General features: G+C 43.0%; 13 protein-coding genes and 1 pseudogene. 12 read left to right on the top strand and 2 right to left on the bottom strand.

The annotated features are described in order from the left end of the window. Nucleotides 1-6: 6 nt before the first annotated feature. Both NQ505_RS00865 and NQ505_RS00860 read left to right on the top strand, forming a co-directional pair. Nucleotides 7-3,114 carry an efflux RND transporter permease subunit gene (locus NQ505_RS00865; protein WP_008999012.1) on the top strand — a complete coding sequence of 1,036 codons (3,108 nt, stop codon included), beginning with the start codon at nt 7-9 and terminating at the stop codon, nt 3,112-3,114. Then, complete coding sequence (locus NQ505_RS00860) at nt 3,092-4,342, top strand: TolC family protein (RefSeq protein WP_032853506.1); 1,251 nt, start codon at nt 3,092-3,094, stop codon at nt 4,340-4,342. The genes NQ505_RS00865 and NQ505_RS00860 overlap by 23 nt, the downstream gene beginning before the upstream one ends. A gap of 93 nt (nt 4,343-4,435) precedes the next feature. Here the strand turns inward: NQ505_RS00860 and NQ505_RS00855 are convergent, their stop codons facing one another. Then, nucleotides 4,436-4,801, bottom strand: coding sequence for an MmcQ/YjbR family DNA-binding protein (locus NQ505_RS00855; RefSeq protein WP_008999010.1), 366 nt, complete (start codon nt 4,799-4,801; stop codon nt 4,436-4,438). Nucleotides 4,802-4,884: 83 nt separating this feature from the next. Further along, nucleotides 4,885-5,457 carry a Crp/Fnr family transcriptional regulator gene (locus NQ505_RS00850; RefSeq protein ID WP_032853541.1) on the bottom strand — a complete coding sequence of 191 codons (573 nt, stop codon included), beginning with the start codon at nt 5,455-5,457 and terminating at the stop codon, nt 4,885-4,887. A gap of 150 nt (nt 5,458-5,607) precedes the next feature. Between NQ505_RS00850 and NQ505_RS00845 the strand changes: the two genes are divergently transcribed. The 10 genes and pseudogenes from NQ505_RS00845 (at nt 5,608) to NQ505_RS00800 (ending at nt 20,807) form a co-directional block, all read left to right on the top strand. Continuing rightward, a complete protein-coding gene (locus NQ505_RS00845; protein ID WP_008999008.1) occupies nt 5,608-5,928 on the top strand; it encodes a DMT family transporter in 321 nt (106 codons plus the stop codon). 40 nt (nt 5,929-5,968) lie between these two features. Beyond that, nucleotides 5,969-6,073: pseudogene (locus tag NQ505_RS00840) on the top strand (AraC family transcriptional regulator); the annotation flags it as partial. 184 nt (nt 6,074-6,257) lie between these two features. Next, the gene (locus tag NQ505_RS00835; RefSeq protein WP_008999007.1) at nt 6,258-8,399 is read left to right on the top strand and encodes a GAF domain-containing hybrid sensor histidine kinase/response regulator; all 2,142 of its coding nucleotides are present in this window, start codon (nt 6,258-6,260) and stop codon (nt 8,397-8,399) included. A 198-nt stretch (nt 8,400-8,597) separates the two neighbouring features. After that, the gene (locus tag NQ505_RS00830) at nt 8,598-9,197 is read left to right on the top strand and encodes an RNA polymerase sigma-70 factor (RefSeq protein ID WP_032853540.1); all 600 of its coding nucleotides are present in this window, start codon (nt 8,598-8,600) and stop codon (nt 9,195-9,197) included. A gap of 35 nt (nt 9,198-9,232) precedes the next feature. Then, entirely contained in the window at nt 9,233-10,249 is a 1,017-nt protein-coding gene (locus NQ505_RS00825; RefSeq protein ID WP_008999005.1) for a FecR family protein, read from the top strand. Between the two features lie 230 nt (nt 10,250-10,479). Further along, entirely contained in the window at nt 10,480-13,992 is a 3,513-nt protein-coding gene (locus tag NQ505_RS00820) for a TonB-dependent receptor (RefSeq protein WP_032853504.1), read from the top strand. A 17-nt stretch (nt 13,993-14,009) separates the two neighbouring features. Then, nucleotides 14,010-15,806, top strand: coding sequence for a RagB/SusD family nutrient uptake outer membrane protein (locus tag NQ505_RS00815; protein ID WP_008999003.1), 1,797 nt, complete (start codon nt 14,010-14,012; stop codon nt 15,804-15,806). 18 nt (nt 15,807-15,824) lie between these two features. Further along, on the top strand, nt 15,825-16,742 hold the full coding sequence (locus NQ505_RS00810; RefSeq protein ID WP_032853503.1) for an endonuclease/exonuclease/phosphatase family protein: 918 nt from the start codon (nt 15,825-15,827) through the stop codon (nt 16,740-16,742). Between the two features lie 31 nt (nt 16,743-16,773). Beyond that, nucleotides 16,774-18,627, top strand: coding sequence for a PQQ-binding-like beta-propeller repeat protein (locus NQ505_RS00805; protein ID WP_008999001.1), 1,854 nt, complete (start codon nt 16,774-16,776; stop codon nt 18,625-18,627). A 122-nt stretch (nt 18,628-18,749) separates the two neighbouring features. Further along, on the top strand, nt 18,750-20,807 hold the full coding sequence (locus NQ505_RS00800) for a glycoside hydrolase family 65 protein (RefSeq protein WP_008999000.1): 2,058 nt from the start codon (nt 18,750-18,752) through the stop codon (nt 20,805-20,807). The last annotated feature ends 4 nt before the right edge of the window (nt 20,808-20,811 follow it).

Below are 20,811 nucleotides of genomic sequence, written 5' to 3'. Positions count from 1 at the left end.
GAGATTATGAAGAAGGATTTGATGCTTTCAATTATACAGAAAAGATGGATAATGCTTTGTCTGTTTGTGATGATGTGTGTTTTCGGATATTACTCATGGACGCAACTTTCAATAGAAGCCTATCCGGATATTGCAGATGTCACATCGCAGGTTGTTACCCAAGTGCCAGGGCTAGCTGCCGAAGAAGTGGAACAACAGATCACTATTCCTTTGGAACGTGCCATCAACGGTTTGCCCGGCATGCATGTTATGCGTAGCAAAAGTACGTTCGGACTCTCTATGATTACGATTGTATTCAAGGATGGGACAGAAGATTACTGGAGCCGTCAACGGGTACAGGAAAGATTGAATGAAGTGGAACTACCTTATGGGGCAGCCCCCGGACTCGATCCGCTGACATCACCTGTGGGAGAGGTTTACCGTTACATTATAGAAAGTGACCAACATTCACTTCGTGAACTGACCGACCTCCAGAATTGGGTGGTTATTCCCCGTATCAAAGAAGTTTCAGGAGTGGCGGATGTAACAAATTTCGGAGGTATCACCACCCAGTTTCAAGTAGAAATAGATCCTTATAAACTGGAACAATATCACTTATCCCTTAGTCAGGTTATTGAGGCTATTGAAAATAATAATGCCAGTGTGGGAGGCAGCATATTGAATAGAGGAGATCTGGGGTATGTGGTACGTGGTATAGGATTGATCGAGAATCTGGACGATTTGGGGCATATTGTAGTCACTACAACCTCCGGGGTTCCTGTCTTTTTAAATGATATCGGTTCTTTGAAATATGGTAATCTGGAGAGGAAAGGTGTGTTGGGATATACCGATCGTACCCGTGATTATTCGGAAAGTTTGGAAGGGATTGTGCTTCTTCTGAAACATGAAAATCCGTCTAAGGTATTGGATGGCATTCATGCGGCAGTGGATGATTTGAATCATGAAATTTTGCCGGAGGGGGTGCGTATACATACTTTTCTGGATCGTACCAGCCTGGTGGATACAACTTTGGATACTGTTTCCCATACGCTATTAATGGGGATGGCATTGGTTGTTATTGTGCTTATTCTGTTTTTGGGTAACTGGCGTGGAGCATTACTGGTTTCAATCACCATTCCGGCATCTTTGCTTATCGCTTTTATCCTGATGCATCTTACGGATATCCCTGCCAATCTTCTGTCACTCGGAGCCATAGATTTTGGAATCATTGTAGATGGTGCCATTGTTATGCTGGAAACTATTCTCAAGAAACGTGAGGATTATCCCGAACAGTACATCGAAGAAAAAAGTATCGCACAACGAGCCAAAGAGGTAGGACGCCCGATTCTTTTCTCCACCATAGTCATTATTACAGCCTACTTGCCATTATTCGCTTTCGAACGTGTGGAACGTAAACTGTTTACTCCTATGGCATTTACGATGAGTTATGCAATGATCGGAGCACTTTTGGTTGCTCTTCTGCTGATTCCGGGACTGGCTTATGCTATTTACCGTAAGCCGCGCAAGGTCTATAAGAATAAATGGCTGGAAAAATTGAAGGAGAAATATACTGGCGCAATAGAGAAACTCATTCAGAAACCAGTAAAGACCATACTCTTTTCATGTTTGATTCTGATTGCGGGTATCGTGTTAAGTGGTGTTGTAGGGAAAGATTTCCTTCCTGAATTGGATGAGGGTTCGATCTGGTTGCAGGTGAATCTTCCTCCCGGCATTTCTGTTGAGAAATCGAGAGAGATGTCCGATACACTTCGTTCCCGTACGATGAAGTATCCCGAAGTAACTTATATCATGGTTCAGGCAGGGAGAAATGACGATGGTACAGATCCGTTCACCCCTTCGCATTTTGAGGTATCTATCGGGATAAAGCCTTATGATGAATGGCCGAAGGGAAAGACCAAGCAAGATTTGATTCATGAACTGGAAGAAGAATATAAGACGCTACCCGGTTTTAGGGTCGGATTCAGCCAACCGATGATAGACGGGGTGATGGATAAAATAGCCGGTGCGCATAGTGAATTGGTTGTAAAGGTGTATGGTGAGGATTTTCGGGAAACACGTCGTATTGCGGAAGAAATCACCCGGGCGCTGGGAACGGTGAAAGGTGCCGTTGATCTGGATATTGACCAGGAACCTCCATTACCTCAACTGCAAATCATTATGAATCGGGATGCGATTGCCCGATATGGGCTGAACGTGTCTGATGTGGCTGATTTGATAGAGGTGGCAATCGGAGGGAAAGCTATTGCTCAGCTTTATCAGGGAGACCGTCAGTATGACATTACCTGTAAATATAAAGAAGAAATGCGGGATACACCCGAAAAGATAGCCGGATTGATGCTGACCTCTTCTACCGGAGCTAAAATACCCCTTTCGCAGGTAGCCGAAGTGAAGTTAAGTGTTGGAGAAAGTACGATCACGCGTGAAATGAACAGACGTCACCTGACGGTAAAGTTGAATCTGCGTGGACGCGATCTGGCTTCTTTCTTAAAAGAAGCGCAGAATGTGATCGATGCGAAAGTGAACTATGATAAAAGCAAATATACAGTCAAGTGGGGAGGTGCTTTTGAAAATCAGAACAGAGCCTATACCCGTCTTTCTGTCATTCTTCCGTTGACACTGATGTGTATGTTTATTTTGCTTTATGCTACGTTTGGAAAATTCCGGCAAGCCGGTCTGGTATTGTCCATCGTGCCGTTGGCGCTCTTTGGCGGAATGCTTGCGCTCAATGTACGCGGTATGACATTGAATGTATCGTCTGCCGTGGGCTTTATTGCCATGTTCGGACTTTCCATTCAAAACGGAATTATCATGGTATCTCAGATAAATAACTTGCGTAAAGGAGGAATGGAACTTCGGAAGTCTGTTATCGAAGGGGCACGTCAACGGTTTCGTCCTATCCTGATGACCTCGGTCACTACGGTACTCGGACTGTTTCCCGCTTCTCTGGCAACCGGGATCGGCAGTGATGTGCAACGTCCTCTGGCAACGGTTATTGTGTATGGATTGATGTTCTCAGCACTCATTTCTATGTTTGTGCTTCCGGTTTTTTACTATCTGATTGAGAATAACGTTTTAAATAAAAAGAAGAATGATGAGAAGGAATATACACTTTAATATCTTGCTCCTTTTATTGCTTGTGGAAGCAATATCTGTTCATGCAGTGGCGCAAATTCCAGACAGGACTCTCTATCAGAGTATCTCTCTCGATGAGTATCTGAAACGGGTGGGGGAAGGTAATCTAAACTATCTGGCAGAGAAGTTGAATGTAAGTATAGCTGATGCGGAGATGATTGCTCAAAAAGTGTTTCCTGATCCGGAAGTGGGGTTTGAAGCCGGTCATGAGACTTTTTCATTAGGGCTTTCCTATTCACTGGAATTAGGAAACAAACGAGGAGCACGTATAAAGTTGGCACGTAGTCAGATGGAGCTTGAAAAACTAATTCTGGAACAGTCATTTCAGAATTTGAGGGCTGAAGCTGCCAGTCTTTTTTTGGAGGCAATTCTTCAAAGAGAGTTGCTTGAAGTACAGCAAAGTTCTTACCAGTATATGTTGCAATTGAGCCAATCGGATAGTTTACGTTATGTAGCGGGAGAGATTACAGAGAATGATGCCCGGCAATCAAAGTTGGAAGCTGTCACTTTGCTCAATGCGGTTTATGGTCAGGAAGCTGCCTATCAGTCGGCATTGGTCGTGCTGAATAGACAGATGGGGATGGCTGCGGACACTCTTTATATTCCGTTGGGTAATTGGGATGAATTCAACCGTGAGTTTTATCTTTCGGAGTTGATTAAAGTAGGTCTGGGTAATCGTATAGATTTGTTTACGGCTCAAAAAAACACGGAAATAACTTCCCGTGCATATAAACTGACGAGGGCAGAACGCCGCCCGGATATTGGTCTGTCCGTTTCTTATGAAAAAGACTGGAATCGTTTTTTTCCATCGGCTCGTTCCGCTACGGTAGGAGTGTCTATTCCTTTAGCCTTTTCGAATATCAATAAAGGGACTGTTAAGGCTGCTAAATTTCGTATTTCCCAGTCCGAAATTCAGGAGAAAGATATAGAGCAACAAATACAGGCAGAGATTATGCAGGCATGGTTCAATTATGAAGCAGAGAAAAAGAAAGTGGTTCAATTTAAGTCGGGAATGCTTGGAGATGCTCAGAAAGTAATGGATGGGATGGTATATAAATACAAACGTGGTGAAACCAATATTTTGGATGTATTAGTCGCCCAACGTACCTATAATGAAGTGCAGCAAGAATATCTTGAAACAATGAAAGGATATGCTGTCTCGTTAGTAGAGCTGGAAAAGGCTTGTGGCATTTGGGACATACGTTTCTAAAGAGGGGATTTTTATCCGGTTCTACGTTCTGCAATGAAAGTAGAACCGGATATTTATTTTTAGAATACTAAATCGCAATTCTGTTTCTCCATTTTAAAACATGGTCCTATATTCTTCCTGTTTTTTCTTGGACAACTTCTTAATGACTTCTTCTACCGAATGACTGATCAGCTCTTTTATAAGTTTGTCGGGCACATCTCCCTCTAAATATACGGTTATCCAATGTTTCTTATCAGAAAATGGTCCCCAAAAGATGTCTCCATACTGTTCTATTAATTCTTCTGCCTTGTCAGGAGCACATTTCATATCCGCCCAGAAATTTCCGTTCTTTGGTCGTAATGTAGCAAAAGTGAACATTTTATCCATGACCTTAAAAACCAGGATATTCTCACCAAACGGCATACATTCTGTTGCTCCTTTAACAGACAGACAATTGTCTCTATACTCCTCTATATTCATGATTTCTCTCTTTGTTCTTTTTCAAATGGCAAATATATCATTTTCAGTTTGCTTAGATGAAGTGATTCTTTTAATCAGCTTTTTCAGAGCATCCGCTTCAGCTTTGCCCTGATCCGGCTCAAACTTACCGGAGTTATTCCCAGATAAGAAGCAAGACATTCCAACGGCATTCTCTGCAATAACTCCGGATTGTTCTGGATCAGCTTCATATACCGTTCGGATGCATTGGTGAATAATAGGGAAATAAGTCTTTCCTCCGTTTGCATGAACTCGGATTCGGCAAACTTCCGTCCCCAGTTGGCAATATGAATGTCTTCCTTAAATAATTCTTGTAAGTCTTTACGCTTCAGTAAATACAACTCCGACTCCTCCATCAACTCCATCGACTCATATCCCTGCTGGTTATCCACATAACTTTTCAGCGAGACAATGGCAGAACCCTCTTTCCCAATCCAGAATGTAACTTCTTTCCCATCCACAGGAATATAAGCTCTGACAATCCCTTTCTCGATAAAAAAGATATTCGTTTCAGTTTTACCGGCTTCCAGTATATGATGCCCTTTGGGATACGTCACTTTAGACAGATGTTTTGTCAATTTATCCATCGAAGTCTCCGGTATCGGGTATATCTTATTTATAATCTCGTGTATATCCATATAACATGAACCATTTTCTGCAAAAATACAAAAAGTTAGATTAGGAAAGAGGAATTGTTCATACTCTTGTGCGGTCATTTCTTATCAAATGTAAAGTGAAAGCTCCAACCGTCTGCCTAATTTTGTAGTCTGATTTTAAAATAGAAAGATATGAATTGGATAATATTGATTATTGCCGGACTCTTTGAAGTCGGCTTCACCTTTTGTCTGGGTAAGATAAAAGGAGCAACGGGCACTGACTTTTATTTGTGGGGAACAGGATTTGTAATATCTGTAACGTTGAGTATGTACCTTCTGGCAAAAGCTACCCAAACATTGCCCATCGGCACTGCATATCCTATCTGGACCGGAATAGGAGCAGTAGGTACCGTATTGGTCGGCATTTTGTTCTTCCATGAACCGGCCACTTTAGGACGCCTGTTCTTTATGACAACTCTGATTCTTTCAATCATAGGATTGAAACTGATCTGAATTTCATCATCCGAATTCAGGGCGATACTCTTCTGTCTTCCGGCAAATCAGTGATGAGCTGAATTTTCCGTCTCAATCTTTCTTCGGAAAGTTTTTTAAAAGACTTGCAGGGTTTTCTCCAAAAGCATATCGGGAACAAAAATAAGGTGATTATCGGTTGTTTCTTCCTGAATACTACCATAAGTCTGCGAATACTAACCCTTTGGAGGAAAGTGAGTTTTAATAGGAAATATTTCGGTTTATAGAATAAATCTATATATTTGCAGAATATATGGGCGTATCTCGCCGACAACTAAACTATTATTCTATTCACTATTTATTGATTTAAAATGAAAACTACTGATTCCGAACCCCAAGGAGTCGGTATGGAACTGGAGCAGTACCGTACTCGGCTCGAGCAAATGGTCGAAGAGAAATCTAAGGACCTGATTGCCATTCAGGAAAATCTGGAAGCAACCAATCGGCGGCAAGCGTTGTTTATCAAGGTACTGCAAATTCTGCAACTGGAACCGGACATACCTACAGCCATGAATATGGCACTTGCCGAAATCGGCCGTTATACCGGCGTTGACCGTTTGGCCACATGGGAAAATCACCTCGACGGAGTTACGTATGGCTGTACCAATGAATGGTGTAACGAGGGTATTGAGCCTGCCATAGATTACCTGCGGAGTATGACCATTGAAGCGGGAAAACCCTGGTTCGATATGCTCGAAGAAAATCATATCATCTGCACGTCCGATATCTATTCACTCGATCCTTTTATAACTCAAATGCTCGAAGTACAGGGGGTGAAAGCCATCGCTGTCTTTCCTCTGTCGCAGTTGGGCGTGCATTTCGGTTTTCTTTCGTTTAATTTTTGCTGGAAGAAACAATGGGATAAAAAGGATGTGGAACTGATGAGCCAAATTTCGCAGATTGTGTCTACCGCAACCAAACGCTGGCAGGTTGAAATATCCCTGCAACAATCGCAGCGAACCATGCAAAAGGTACTGGATAACATCAATGCTAATATTTTTGTTAGCGATTATGACTCTCTGGAGGTGCTTTTTGCAAACAAATCTTTCAGGGAAGAAGCCGGAAGCGTGCCAGAGAGAGCGACATGCTGGAAAATGCTGAATGCGGGATTGGGTGGGGCATGTACACATTGCCCGAAACCGCAATTGCTTGATGCCAACCGCAAACTCACAGGTGTTCATTTCTGGGAAGATTATAATTCTGTAACCGAACGCTGGTACACCATCCAGAGTATGGCGATTAATTGGCTCGACGGACGGTGGGCCATCATGGAATTGGCTACGGACATCACTACCCGCAAGCAAGTGGAACTGGAATTGATTGAGGCGAAAGAGAAAGCCGAAGAATCCGACAGGCTCAAATCGGCATTCCTTGCCAATATGAGTCACGAAATACGTACTCCTCTCAACGCTATCGTAGGCTTTTCGAGTCTGCTTGCCGAAACAGATGAGATAGAACTGCGTCAAGCATATATGTCGCTGGTGCAGGAGAACAACGAGCTGCTGCTCAATCTAATTTCCGACATTCTGGATATTTCCAAGATTGAGGCCGGCACGATAGAACTTACTACCGGATGGGTGGATGTACCTCAACTTTGCCGGGAAGTGATTGCTACTTTCTCACATAAGAAACATGATGGAGCAGTAGAACTACGTTTTGACGAAAGTTCACCGCAGATCGTGATTGACGCCGACAAGAACCGGATCATGCAGGTACTCTCTAATTTCATGACCAACGCTTTGAAATTCACCACCAAAGGATCGATTACCCTTTCCTATACGTTGAATGATGACGGTCAGGTGCGTTTCTGTGTAACGGACACGGGTAAGGGTATCCCTGCTGAACAGTGTCATGATATTTTTAATCGTTTTGTGAAACTGGACTCTTTTGTGCAGGGAGCCGGTCTCGGATTGTCGATATGCCAGAGTCTGGTGGAACGGATGGGTGGAAAGATCGGAGTAGAATCCTGTGTGGGAAAGGGCTCATGTTTCTGGTTTACACATCCATTTACGTCTGCCACCCAATCCGCCTCAACCCTTGTAACAGAGAACGATATGCTTGCGACTCTCCAAAAGAAGACTGTTTCGAGAAATTATAAACCTCTGATTCTGGTAGCCGAAGATATAGATAGTAATTACTTACTGATTGAGGCACTGCTCAAGAAAGACTATCGTCTGGTGAGGGCGCACAACGGCAGTGAGGCCATAGAGCTTTTTAATGCCGAAACTCCCGATCTCATCCTTATGGATATGAAAATGCCGGGTATAAGCGGAATAGATACAACCACCCTGTTGAGGAAAACCGGAACGCAGGTTCCCATTGTTGCGCTTACGGCATTTGCTTATGCCGACGACAAATCACTGGCTTTCGATGCGGGATGCAATGATTTCCTGACGAAACCGGTTTCGCCACCCGAGCTGCGCAGGGTAGTCAGTAAATGGACGGTGAAGTAAATAGCCAGACCTGATATTCTGTTGAGATGAATCAGAGAGAATCTTACTATGAATATTAGCTTTAAGATAATACTAAAAAGAATGAGATACTTCTGTGAAAGAGTGATTTCATTCTTTTTTCATTTTTATTTTTTTCCTCTGATTAATTTGCATCTTTCAATATATTATCCGAATATTGCAGAGCAGAAAAAACAGATTATGATTCCAATCGATGAAAAATACATTATAAAAAAGTTGAAGGCTGGGGATAATGAAGCATATAAGTATATATATGATTATCATTATGTTGCTCTCTGTAAACTTAGTTATTATTTTCTGAAAGATAAGGTACAGGCTGAAAGTATAGTGAATGATGTCATTTTTCATCTGTGGGAAATCAGGGATAAATTAGAACTTGTACCTCCCTTACGGAATTACCTGATTGTAGCGGTGCGTAATAAATGCCTGAATTATTTAGCTCTTAAACAACAGGAGATGGAAGTACATTTCTCTACCATTGAACGGGCAGGCATTCAATTACAAAATATCATATCCGACACTCAACAACCTTTAGGTAACCTGTTAAAAGAAGAATTGGAGTCTAAAATTAAAGAATCCGTCAATAAACTACCACCGGTTTGCAGGCAAGTATTCATCATGAGCCGCTTTCAGGAGATGACTTACGAAGAAATATCACAGAAGCTGGGAATTTCCATCAATACCGTCAAGTATCACATTAAGAGTGCGTTAGTAGTACTGAAAAAAGAACTGGGAACTTTTTTATGTATTATTTTTGCTTTTTATCCTACCCTCCTATAATAAAAAACTGTAGTATATATAAAGGCACTATTTTTATGAATGAACAATCGCTACATACGGATACAGTCAATGATTGGATTATCGGCTATCTCACAAATAGTCTGACCCAGGAAGAAATGCAGTTGTTGCAGGATTGGCTGAATATTTCGGAAGAAAACCGAAAGTATTTTTCCGATATGCAAGAAGTCTGGATAGCCGCTTCAGACGAAGCCGATGAGTTGAACTTCAATAAAGAACAAGCTTATCAATTATTTTTAGAACATACCGGGGCCTCTGTAAAACGGCCGGAAAAACGGAAAGCATTTCACATACGCCCGTGGATGTATGCTGCTGCCATGGTTATTATTGTTTTTGTGTGTGCAACAATCGCTTTTCAGAGTGGAAAGAGAGTACTCCAAAACCAGTTGACACGTATTACTGTTGAGGCTCCTTATGGTTCAAAGACTAAGTTGTATCTTCCCGATGGGACGTTAGTTTGGCTGAATGCAGGTTCTAAGATGAGTTATGCACAAGATTTTGGCATCAATGAGCGTGCTTTGGATTTATCGGGAGAAGCCTATTTTGAAGTTACTAAAAATAAAGAAATACCTTTTAAAGTACACACAGAAGAGCTGGATGTAAAGGTATTAGGTACTAAATTTAACTTTCGGAACTATAAAGACGATCTGGAAGCTAAAGTATGCCTTCTGGAAGGAAAAGTAGCCTTGAACACTCTGCAAAAAGAAACGGTACTTCATCCGAACCAACAGGCATTATTGGATAAGAAGACCGGAAAACTATCTGTTTCTGCTACAAAAGCTATCCATAGTGTTGAATGGACAAATGACCGTCTTTATTTTGACGAAGTACTGCTTTCGGATATCATTAAAGAATTGGAAAGAAGTTATGATGTGAAAATAACCGTTGCAGATGACACTTTGAATACAATTCGTTTTTATGGAAACTTCCGTAAAAGAGAGCAAAGCATTCAGGAAATTATGAATGTATTGTCATCTACAGATAAAATGACTTATACCATTAATGGAAAAAATATTGTGATCACACTTCCCTAATGAACAAATGTTGAACCTTTAAAACTTAAAGAAATATGAAAAGCCATTTAGAAAAACATGATTAACCTCTCTTGATAGAAACATAAAAAGGTCAGGTTCCTTTTCCATCCCCTGACCTCTTGCCTTTCTATCTTAAAAGCCACAGTGACTTTAATTGATGAAAGCTTAGGCAAATATAAATAAATTCCTAAACTTCTCATCCTATTTATCAATTATTTATCCATTGACTTATGAAAAATAAGAAGAAAGTCTTTTTCATGGTCCTGCTCTTGCTATGCTTTCATCTGAGCTTATTTGCCCAGCATATCAGCTTGCAATTGAGGAACGTAACGGTAAAGCAGGCCATCGAAACAATACAGAAGCAAAACGGATATTCATTTGCATTTGCAGCAAGCGATCTGAATACAAAAAAGATTGTGACAGTGTTAGCCAAAGATTTGCCTATTGAAAAGGTTGTAGAACAAGTCTTGGCGGGGCAAGATGTCAGCTATACGATCCAGGGGAAAGATATTGTCATAAAGAAGAAAGGCAGTCAGCCCGTACAGCAATCCTCCAAAAAGTACACTATTAACGGAATAGTAAAGGATATGTCGGGCGAGCCGGTTATCGGTGCCAATATCAAAGAAAAGAATGGTACAACTGGTACGATCTCCGATATGGACGGCAAGTTTCAGTTGGCGGTCAGCGAGGGGAGCATTGTGCAAGTATCCTATCTGGGGTTTCTGACACAAGAAGTGAGCGTGAAGAATAAGAATTACTTGACGGTCATACTGAAAGATGATACGCAGACACTGGACGAAGTGGTTGTGGTTGGGTTTAGTACGCAGAAAAAGATAAACCTGACAGGTGCGGTAGAGAATGTATCATCAGATGTATTTGAAAATCGTCCGGTGGCTAATGTCACACAGATGTTGCAAGGAGCTGTCCCTAATCTGAATATTTCGCTTGCCGACGGCAAACCTAATCAGTCCGCTTCGTATAATATCCGCGGTGTGACATCTATCGGAGCGGGTGGTAGCGCACTGGTCTTGATAGACGGTGTAGAAGGCGATCCGGCCATGCTAAACCCGAATGATATAGAAAGTGTGTCCGTATTGAAAGATGCGGCTTCGGCAGCCATTTACGGTTCACGTGCTCCGTATGGTGTTGTCCTGATTACAACAAAAGATCCGTCGAAGCAAAAAGATAAGTTTACTATCAATTATACGGGAAACTTCTCTTATGAGACTCCGTATGCTATACCGGACGTGGTTGATGATGGTTATGTCTGGGCGTATTTGTTCCGTGAGGCAGAATTTAATTATCGCGGGATAGAACCTACCAGTATTAACAAGTCGCAACCTTTCTCAAAAGAATGGTTGGAAACTTTCCGGCAGAGAAAGTTGGCAGGCAACACATTGCAGGCAGCAGTTGGACCTGACGGAAAGTATACTTACTACGGGAATGAAGATTACTATGATGCACTTTATAAAGATCATACATTTGCACAGTCACACAATGTATCTGTCAGCGGTTCGAACGGGAAAATCAGTTACTACACTTCCGCCCGTTTGTACGATTACGATGGTCTGTTCAATTATAACTCGGACATCTACCGTACAATGAATATGCGCACCAAAATCAGTGCACAAGTATTCGACTGGTTGAAAATCTCTAATAACATAGACTATACTCATGATAAATATACGCAACCATTGGGTTATGTAGAGCAGAATGAAGGTCTGGTTTGGAAGGCGATCAATATGGAAGGACACCCGTCCGAACCTATCTTCAATCCGGACGGAACATTGACGCACTCCGGAGCACGTTCTGTCGGCGGGCTGGTGACAGGGGATAACTGGATAAAGCGTACAACAAAAACGTTGAAAAATACGACTATCCTGAATATTACAATGTTGGACAACAAATTACGTTTTACCGGAGACTTCTCTTTCCGTACGAGGGATTTTATAGAAGATAAAAAGACCACTGCCGTTCCATATAGCGATTATGAAGGAGTAATTAAATACCTCGGAGTACCGGAAACTGACGATAAAATGTCCGAAAAAGTGCAACAGACCACTTATATATCCACCAATGTATATGCTGAATATGAGAATACATTTGCAGGAAAACATTATTTGAAAGCTTTAGCAGGATATAACTATGAACAACAGGATTACAAAGCAATCTCTTCGGAGCGAAATGGCCTGTTAATGCCTGATGTGGAAAATATAAACTTTGCTATGGGAGATAATATGTCTATTAAGAGTGATGGTAACCGTTGGCGGTATGCCGGAGCATTTTTCCGGTTGAACTACTCTTATGATAATCGTTATCTATTCGAGGTGAACGGGCGTTATGACGGTTCTTCGAAGTTTCCCGACAATTCGCAGTGGGGATTTTTCCCTTCGGCTTCGGCAGCATGGCGTTTCTCGGAAGAGAAGTTCTGGAAAGTAAATCCTGATATTATCTCCAATGGAAAACTGCGTGTCTCTTATGGTGCATTAGGGAATAGCAATGTGAAGCCTTACTCTTATCTGGAGAAGTTTGCATTGAAGACTTATTCTACTACCGGTTCTTCGAGCGAAGGCCGTTATCTTGACGGTAAGGCACAGTTGCGTTACACGCTCAATCCCGCTCAAATTCCTGATAATATCGGTTGGGAAACCTCACGAACCATTGATGCCGGTATCGATCTGGGATTTTGGAATAACAAGATTACGCTGTCTGCCGATTATTATGTACGTAAGACCGCTAATATGTATACGGTGGGTCCCACGCTTCCCGATACGTTCGGGGCATCATCACCCAAAGGAAACTATGCCGACATGAGTACCTATGGCTACGAAATTTCATTGGGGTATAATGATTCGTTTCGTTTGGCAGGCAAACCGTTCAACTTCGGCATTAAAGCAACCCTTGCCGACTATCACTCGGTGATAGACAAATATAATAATCCGAAACGTGATCTGGATGATTATTATGTAGGTCAGCGTATCGGTGAAATTTGGGGATTTGTCTGTAATGGATTATTTCAGTCACAGGAAGAAATTGATGCAGCCTTTGATGGAAAAGGCTACAAAAACAACCTGATGCAGACGTCTGTCAATTACATCACTTATCCGGGTGATATGCGCTTCGAGGACTTGAACAACACTGGTACTATTGATAACGGAGCCAATACGGTAGACTCACCGGGCGACCGGAAAATTATAGGAAACTCCGAACCGCGCTACATCTATACACTCTCATTTAGTGCCGACTGGAATAATTTCTTCCTGTCAGCCATGTTCGATGGTGTGGGAAAGCAAGACTGGTATCCCAGCGGTGAGAGTTCTTTCTGGGGACAGTATAACCGTCCTTACAACCAAGTTCCGGTGTGGCACTTGAATAACTACTGGACCAAAGACCGCCCTGATGCCTATCTGCCGCGTTATTCGGGTTACTATAACCCCTTATATAAAGGTACGGCTAATACACGCTACTTGCAGGATGTATCTTACTTCCGGCTCAAAAACTTGCAGTTTGGTTACAATTTGCCAAAGAAATGGATAGCAAAAGCCGGTTTCTCTAAAGTGTCTGTCTATTTCTCGGGAGAGAACTTATGGTCATGGTCTCCACTCTACCGTCACACGAAAGATTATGATGTGGCAGTGATAACGAAAGGTTCGGATAATGACCTGACTTCAGGTGACAAAGGAGACGGTTTCAACTATCCGACGATGCGGAATCTCAGTTTAGGAATATCGATCACTTACTAAATAGAAACAAATAAGATATGAAAAGATTAAGTAATATACGTAATATCCTGCTTCTGTGTGCAACGGTACTGTTAGGTAGTTGCGATTTGACGGAGACGATGCAGGTGGAAGCTGATAAAGCAATGGTTTTCGGCAGTGAGTCCGGATTGCGCCTTTATGCCTATTCCTTCTATCGGGCGTTGCCGACCCTTTCCACAGGTTATCAGCAGGACGAAATGTGTGATATTGCCGCTGTCCGGCAGACCAATGTCTTTATTCAGCAAAACGCGTACAATTCGGAAACAGCTACCAGCTGGACGTGGGGAACGCTGCGAAACATCAACTATTTTATTGATGGTTGTCATTCGAAAGAGTGCACGGTGGATGCGGCTACCCGTGATAATTATCTGGGCATCGCCCGTTGGTTCCGTGCCTGGTTCTATTATGATAAGTTGACTCAATACGGAGAAGTTCCTTGGTTTGCCAATGAAATTCAGTCCTATCAGTATGATGTCATGTATAAAGAACGTGACAGCCGGGATATTATCATCAGAAATATGATTGAGGACCTTGATTTTGCCTACGAACATATTCAGGCAACTTCTTCCGTGAATAGCTCCACGCTAACCAAATGGGCTGCAGCCGCACTCAAATCCCGTGTATGTCTGTTCGAAGCCGCTTATCGCCGTTATCACAAACTTACAGGTTTGGAAATCACTCCCGAAGAACTCTACCGGCACGCTGCCAGTGCAGCCAAGTTGGTAATGGATAACAGCGGACTTTCATTGAATACGGCAACGGGTACAAAAGGAGCTTACCGCGATTTGTTCTATCTGGAAGCACCCATAACATCTGAAGTAATTCTGGCGGTATGTGCCAATAGTGCATCCGGAATCTACGGTACTCAAAATTACTGGTATAATTCACTTTCGTATGGTAAAGGCTGGAGTCTGGTTCGTCCGTTCGTTAATACCTACCTGAAACTGGACGGTACTCCGTTCACTTCCGAAACAGGCTATGAAACCAAAAACTTTGTGGAAGAGATGAAGAGCCGCGACCTGCGTTTGGCACAAACCATCCGCGGACTGGATTTCAAACGTGACGGAAAAGCTGTGGTAGCTGATATGACGGTTTGCCTGACCGGTTATCATGTGATTAAGTATTCTCTCGATGATACGAAATACGATAACAATGAAAAGAACAACAACAGTATTCCGCTGTTGCGCTATGCCGAAGTGCTACTTAACTATGCCGAAGCGCAAGCCGAACTGGGCGGGCTTACTGATGCCGAATGGAATACTACCATCGGAGCTCTGCGTCGACGTGCGGGAATTACAGGTGGAACGGAAAAGCTCCCTGCAACCATAGATTCTTATTTGCAGCAGATGTTTTATCCGAATATCACAGATCCGGTCTTGCTGGAAATCCGTCGTGAACGTGCCATTGAATTGGTGGCCGAAGGTATGCGGTTCGATGATTTGCGCCGTTGGAAATGCGGTGATCTGATAGAGGAGCTGCCTTGGACAGGAATGCACATCAGCGCATTGAATGTGGATATTGATTTGAATGGCGACGGAACTCCTGATTGTTACTTTACCGACAACGGTACTCAGTCGTCCAATAAAGATTGTAAAACAGTGAATGTAAAGAATGAAACAGGACTTTATGCCACAGTAAATGCGGCAGGTGGATACGATTTGAAGTATAATCCCGGTACGGGAAACCGCGTTTGGTATGATGATGACCGTCAGTATCTTTATCCTGTTCCGGCGCAGGTAATCCGCGACTATGAGAGTGCCGGATATAAACTATCACAGAACCCCAATTGGAATTAAAATATAAAAAAATTTAGTATGATGAAATTTAACCAGATATTGCCTGTAATTGCTATCTATGTTGTAGCGTTAGGCGGATGCAGTAATACTACTCCTGATTATTCGGAATTTTATAAAGATCCTGAAACGGTGAAAGAGGAAGATCCGTCTCTGGATGACAACCAGATTAAAGTTATGTCGTTTAATATCCGGTATTACAATACCAATGATACGGGGGATAAGTCATGGGATGCCCGTACGGCAGCTTTTATTCCGATGATTGAAGAGCAGAAACCAACAGTGATTGGTATGCAGGAAGCACGTCCGCCACAGTTGAAGTGGTTGGAAGAGAACTGGAAGGATTATGGATATATCGGTAAAGGACGCCGTGCCAACAATGCCAACAATGATGAGTTTGTTCCCATCTTTTATAGAAAAAAGGCTGTTGAACTTGTCAAGTGGGATTGTTTCTGGCTTTCCGAAACTCCTGATGTACCGGGGTCTCAAGGTTGGGATAATACAGTTCCGCGTGTGGCAACGTGGGCAATCTTCAAGCACATTGCTTCCGGCAAGAAATTCTTCTTTATCAATACGCACATTGATGTAGGCTCTACCATCGCTCCGGGCAAGTCAATGGAAGTGATTGTGAATAAAATGTCGGAACTCAATCCGGAAGGGTTGCCCATGTTGCTCACTGCCGACTTTAACAAACAGATTGACAGTGATATCTTTAACGGAGTTAAAACATTCATGACGAATGTCCGCTTATCGGCTCCGGTCACAGACTCGAAATACTCTTATACCGGATTTGGCACTGCTAATCCTTACATTGTGGATCATATCTTTTGTACAGGCTTTAAGGCGTTGAAATTCGAGACAATAGATAAGGTATATCAGAATATCACTTATATTTCAGATCATTATCCTATCGTCGGTAAGTTGGAATACGTGAAGTAATGAAACGATCATCTAAAATTACAGAAACGCAATGAAAAGAATCATATATTTATTGATAGCTGCTGTCAGCCTGTTAGTGGGGTGTAACCCTGCAGAAGAGGCATGGGTGCAGGCTGGATTCACTACAGATAAAGAATCCTATGAGATTGGTGATTTGATTACCCTAACGAATACGTCGACAGCGGAGAATGCCCAGATTGCAGTCTGCAAATGGGAATTTATGGGTAAGGTTTCCTATGAACTGGCTGCTCCCGAACCATTTAGCGTGGAAGAGGGCGGAGACTATCTTTTTCGTCTGACTGTTACTTCGGATCACGGTTCAATGAAATCAGTATTTGAAAAGACAATTAAAATAATAGACGACGGTATTCGCCCTACGGCAGATTTCAGCTGGCTTCCCGAACAAATTGTAGCGGGTGAGGAAGTGGTATTTACGGATCAGTCGAAAGCGGCGGAAGGATGTGAGATTATTAAGAGAGAATGGACTTTCGGTGCTATCCTTTCAACGGAGGAAAATCCGACAGTGACTTTCGGTTCGCATGGGAAAATAAATGTATCGCTGACGGTAACGGACAATAAAAAACGGAAAGATACTAAGACTGTCACAGTTGATGTAGCCAAGAGTGCCGGTAGCCTTGGGGTATTATGGGCTCACTCTTATGATGAACAGGGAGTGGTGATTGGCACTTCTCCGGCAACAAGTGCGGATGGTGAGTATGTTTATGTTTCTTCCAGTAATTATAATCTGGTTTGTTTCACCAAACTAGGTGAACGGGTTTGGGGATTTGATTGCGGACAAAACAATGAACCGAATCGTGGCTCCGACTATCAGCACCCGACTCCTACGGTGGATTCCGATGGAGTGGTTTATGTGGCTGTCGGAGATAACACTTCCAAAGCGGATGCGGCTAAGTCTGCCAGTCTTTATGCGGTGAAAGGTGGTGCGGATGGTGGAACGCAGAAGTGGTTTACTTCGATTGGTGCCAAATCGAGTATGCGTCCTTTCGGTGCTCCGGTTGTTACGGATCGGTATGTGATGATTCTGACAAATTCAGCTCCGAGCACGGATGGTATGCATTTCCGTATTTATGATAAGGCATCCGGTGTGCTGCAATATGCAGAGAAGACATCTTCCGGAAGTTATGGCGGTTGTGTGGGATTAAAAGATGGCAGGGTGCTTGTCAACACAGGTCAGAGTGGAGGCCGTTCGTATGGTACACACATCTTCTTCCCGAAAGGCAATAGCTGGAGCAAGTCGACCAATGAGCAAAATTATGCTCCGAATGACCAGCCTAATGGTAGCCAGATCGCTGTCGGTGCGGATGGAAAAGCATATATCCTTTGCCTTAATTTGGGAGCCCGCATATCTACCAATGAGACCAAAGCATTAGTCTATTGTTATGATACCAAGAAAACGACCGAAGGTAATGTTTCGGCTCCTGAATGGTACACTGCTGTCAAAGGGGAAAATAAACAAACCGGTTATGGCTTGGTTGTTGATGGAAATGGGGTTGTGTATGTAGCTACTGACAAATATATTACTGCTATTTCCTCTACAGGCTCCGTTCTATGGGCAACGGAAGTGGCAGGCACTGCTTATGGTGTTCCGGCTATAGATAATGAAGGTTATATCTACTATAATGATACGGAAAAAGGTTCTTTGGTGAAGCTTGAGCCGGCTACAGGAAAAGCAATTGCTTCGCTCCAACTTGGAACTGGGTTGCAATCTTCTCCTACCATATCTGCTGATGGCATTATCTATGTGACCGGTATGCTGGAAGGAAAACCAACTCTATTTGCTGTTGAAGGCGCAGCGACAGGTTATGCAGCCAATGCGTGGTCGCAGATGGGCGGTAATCCGGGTAAGAGCGGATATATGTATTAGTTTTTTTATCCATACAGACTTTTAGTTAGCATGTTTCTTTTTTCGTCGGAGCGGGTTTTGCCTTGCTCCGATGAGAAAAGACTGGCTATGCATTCATAAGAAGCTTATAAAATACAGATAAAATGAGAAAAAGGAACTTTTTAATATTCCTGCTGTTGGGCGGGTTGTGGCCTGTTATTGGTCTGTCCGCACAAGATGCCTGGAAAATTACTGCAGAACAAATTGACCCCCAATCCTATTATGGAATAACTGTAGCTAATGGTATGTTGGGGTTAGTCTCTTCTCCCGAACCTTTGAAGATTTCCCGCGTCGTGTTGGGAGGAGTTTATGATATTTATGGTAAGGGGAGAGTAAACAATTTCCTGCATGGCATCAATATGCTTGATACGGAATTGCAGATAAACGGTTCTACGGTGAAGGCTTCCCAGATATCCGGTTACAAACAGACTTTGGATATGCGTCGGGGAGTGTTTTGTGGAGAATTTGATTATAAATCACTGGCCCGTGTTGAATATCAATATACATCATTGCGTCATTTGCCTTATTCATGCTTGTTGCGTGTGCAGATCATTCCGAAAGAAAACATAGAAGTATCCGTAGCGAATATAATGACGGTACATGAGTCACTGCGTAATCCGCAGGAATATTACAACCGGATTTTCAATGGAAAGACAGCGATTGACCTCTGCACGTCAGTAGCAAAATCTCCGGTCCGGGAATTTGAAATCGGGGCTTGTTCATCGTTTGTCTTCGATGCCTCCTTTCCTCATCCGGAAGTCTGTCATCGAAGTGCACGGGGAGCCGGGGTACATACGCAAGAGTTTACGGTCCGTTTACAGGCTGGTCAGTCCTATACTTTTTCGATTATAGGGACAACGCTTTCCTCTGTCACTCATGCTGATGTCAGGAATGAGGTGGAACGGTTGACGGCATTTGCTGCGGTAGAAGGTGTCGAACGGTTATGGAGTAAGCACGAGGCTGCATGGGATAAACTTTGGGAAAGTGACATAGTGATTGAGGGTGATCTTCAGTCGCAACAAGATATTCACAGTATGCTTTATCATACGTATGCTTTTGTGCGTGAAGGATCGGGATTATCCTGTTCTCCGATGGGACTTTCGGGCTTCGGCTATAACGGACACGTGTTTTGGGATGCTGATACGTGGATTTTTCCGGCTTTGTTACTACTTCATCCCGAATTGGCGGAATCAATGATGGAGTATCGTTATCAACGTTTGGACGCAGCCAAGCATAATGCTTTTATGCACGGTTACAAAGGAGCAATGTATCCATGGGAAAGTAGTGATAAGGGAAACGAGGATAATACGGTAACCAACATTTATGGTCCTTTCGAAAATCATATTACAGGGGATGTGGCTATGGCAACCTGGCAATATTATTCTGTGGTGCAGGATTTGGAATGGCTTCGCCAAAAGGGATTTCCCATCATTAGTGCCGCTGCCGATTATTGGGTGAGCCGTTCGGAACCGAATGAAGCAGGAGAGTATGAAATCAGGAATGTGATTGGAGCGGATGAATGGAATCAGAATCCTCAAGGGGGAAAGAATGTGAATAATAATGCTTATACAAACGGTGTCGCAAAATCTACTTTGGAAGCTGCCTGCAAAGCTGCCAAACTGCTGAATATGAAATCTGACCCGATGTGGGCGACTGTTGCGGGAAAACTCCGTTTCCGGCAACTGGCCAATGGAGTAACGGCAGAACATGATACGTATGACGGAGCTATAACGAAGCAGGCCGATGTTTGCCTGTTGGCTTTCCCTTTAAAGCTTGTTACGGATAAAGAGCAAATTCGAAAAGATCTCGAATACTATCTTCAGACTGTTCCGAGAAAGAAAACACCTGCCATGTCGAAGTCCATTTACTCCATTTTGTTTACTCGATTGGGAGATCGTGAACGTGCATGGCATTATTTTAGGGATTCCTATTGTCCCAATCTGAATCCGCCATTCCGGGTGATAGCCGAATTTGACGGTGGTACGAATCCCTATTTCCTGACAGGGGCTGGCGGTGTATTGCAGTCGGTATTGATGGGATTTGGCGGACTGGATATTACGGATAAAGGGATTGTTGCCGGAAAAGGAACACTTCCTGACGCTTGGAAATCTCTAACTCTGAAAGGAATAGGGAAAGAGAAAAAGGACTATATCATTAAATGAACTG

The sequence above is a fragment of the Bacteroides sp. D2 genome, assembly GCF_025147085.1.
Classification (GTDB): Bacteria; Bacteroidota; Bacteroidia; order Bacteroidales; family Bacteroidaceae; genus Bacteroides.
Note: the sequence above shows the minus strand (reverse complement) of the source record. Positions and strands in the feature narration are given on the sequence as shown.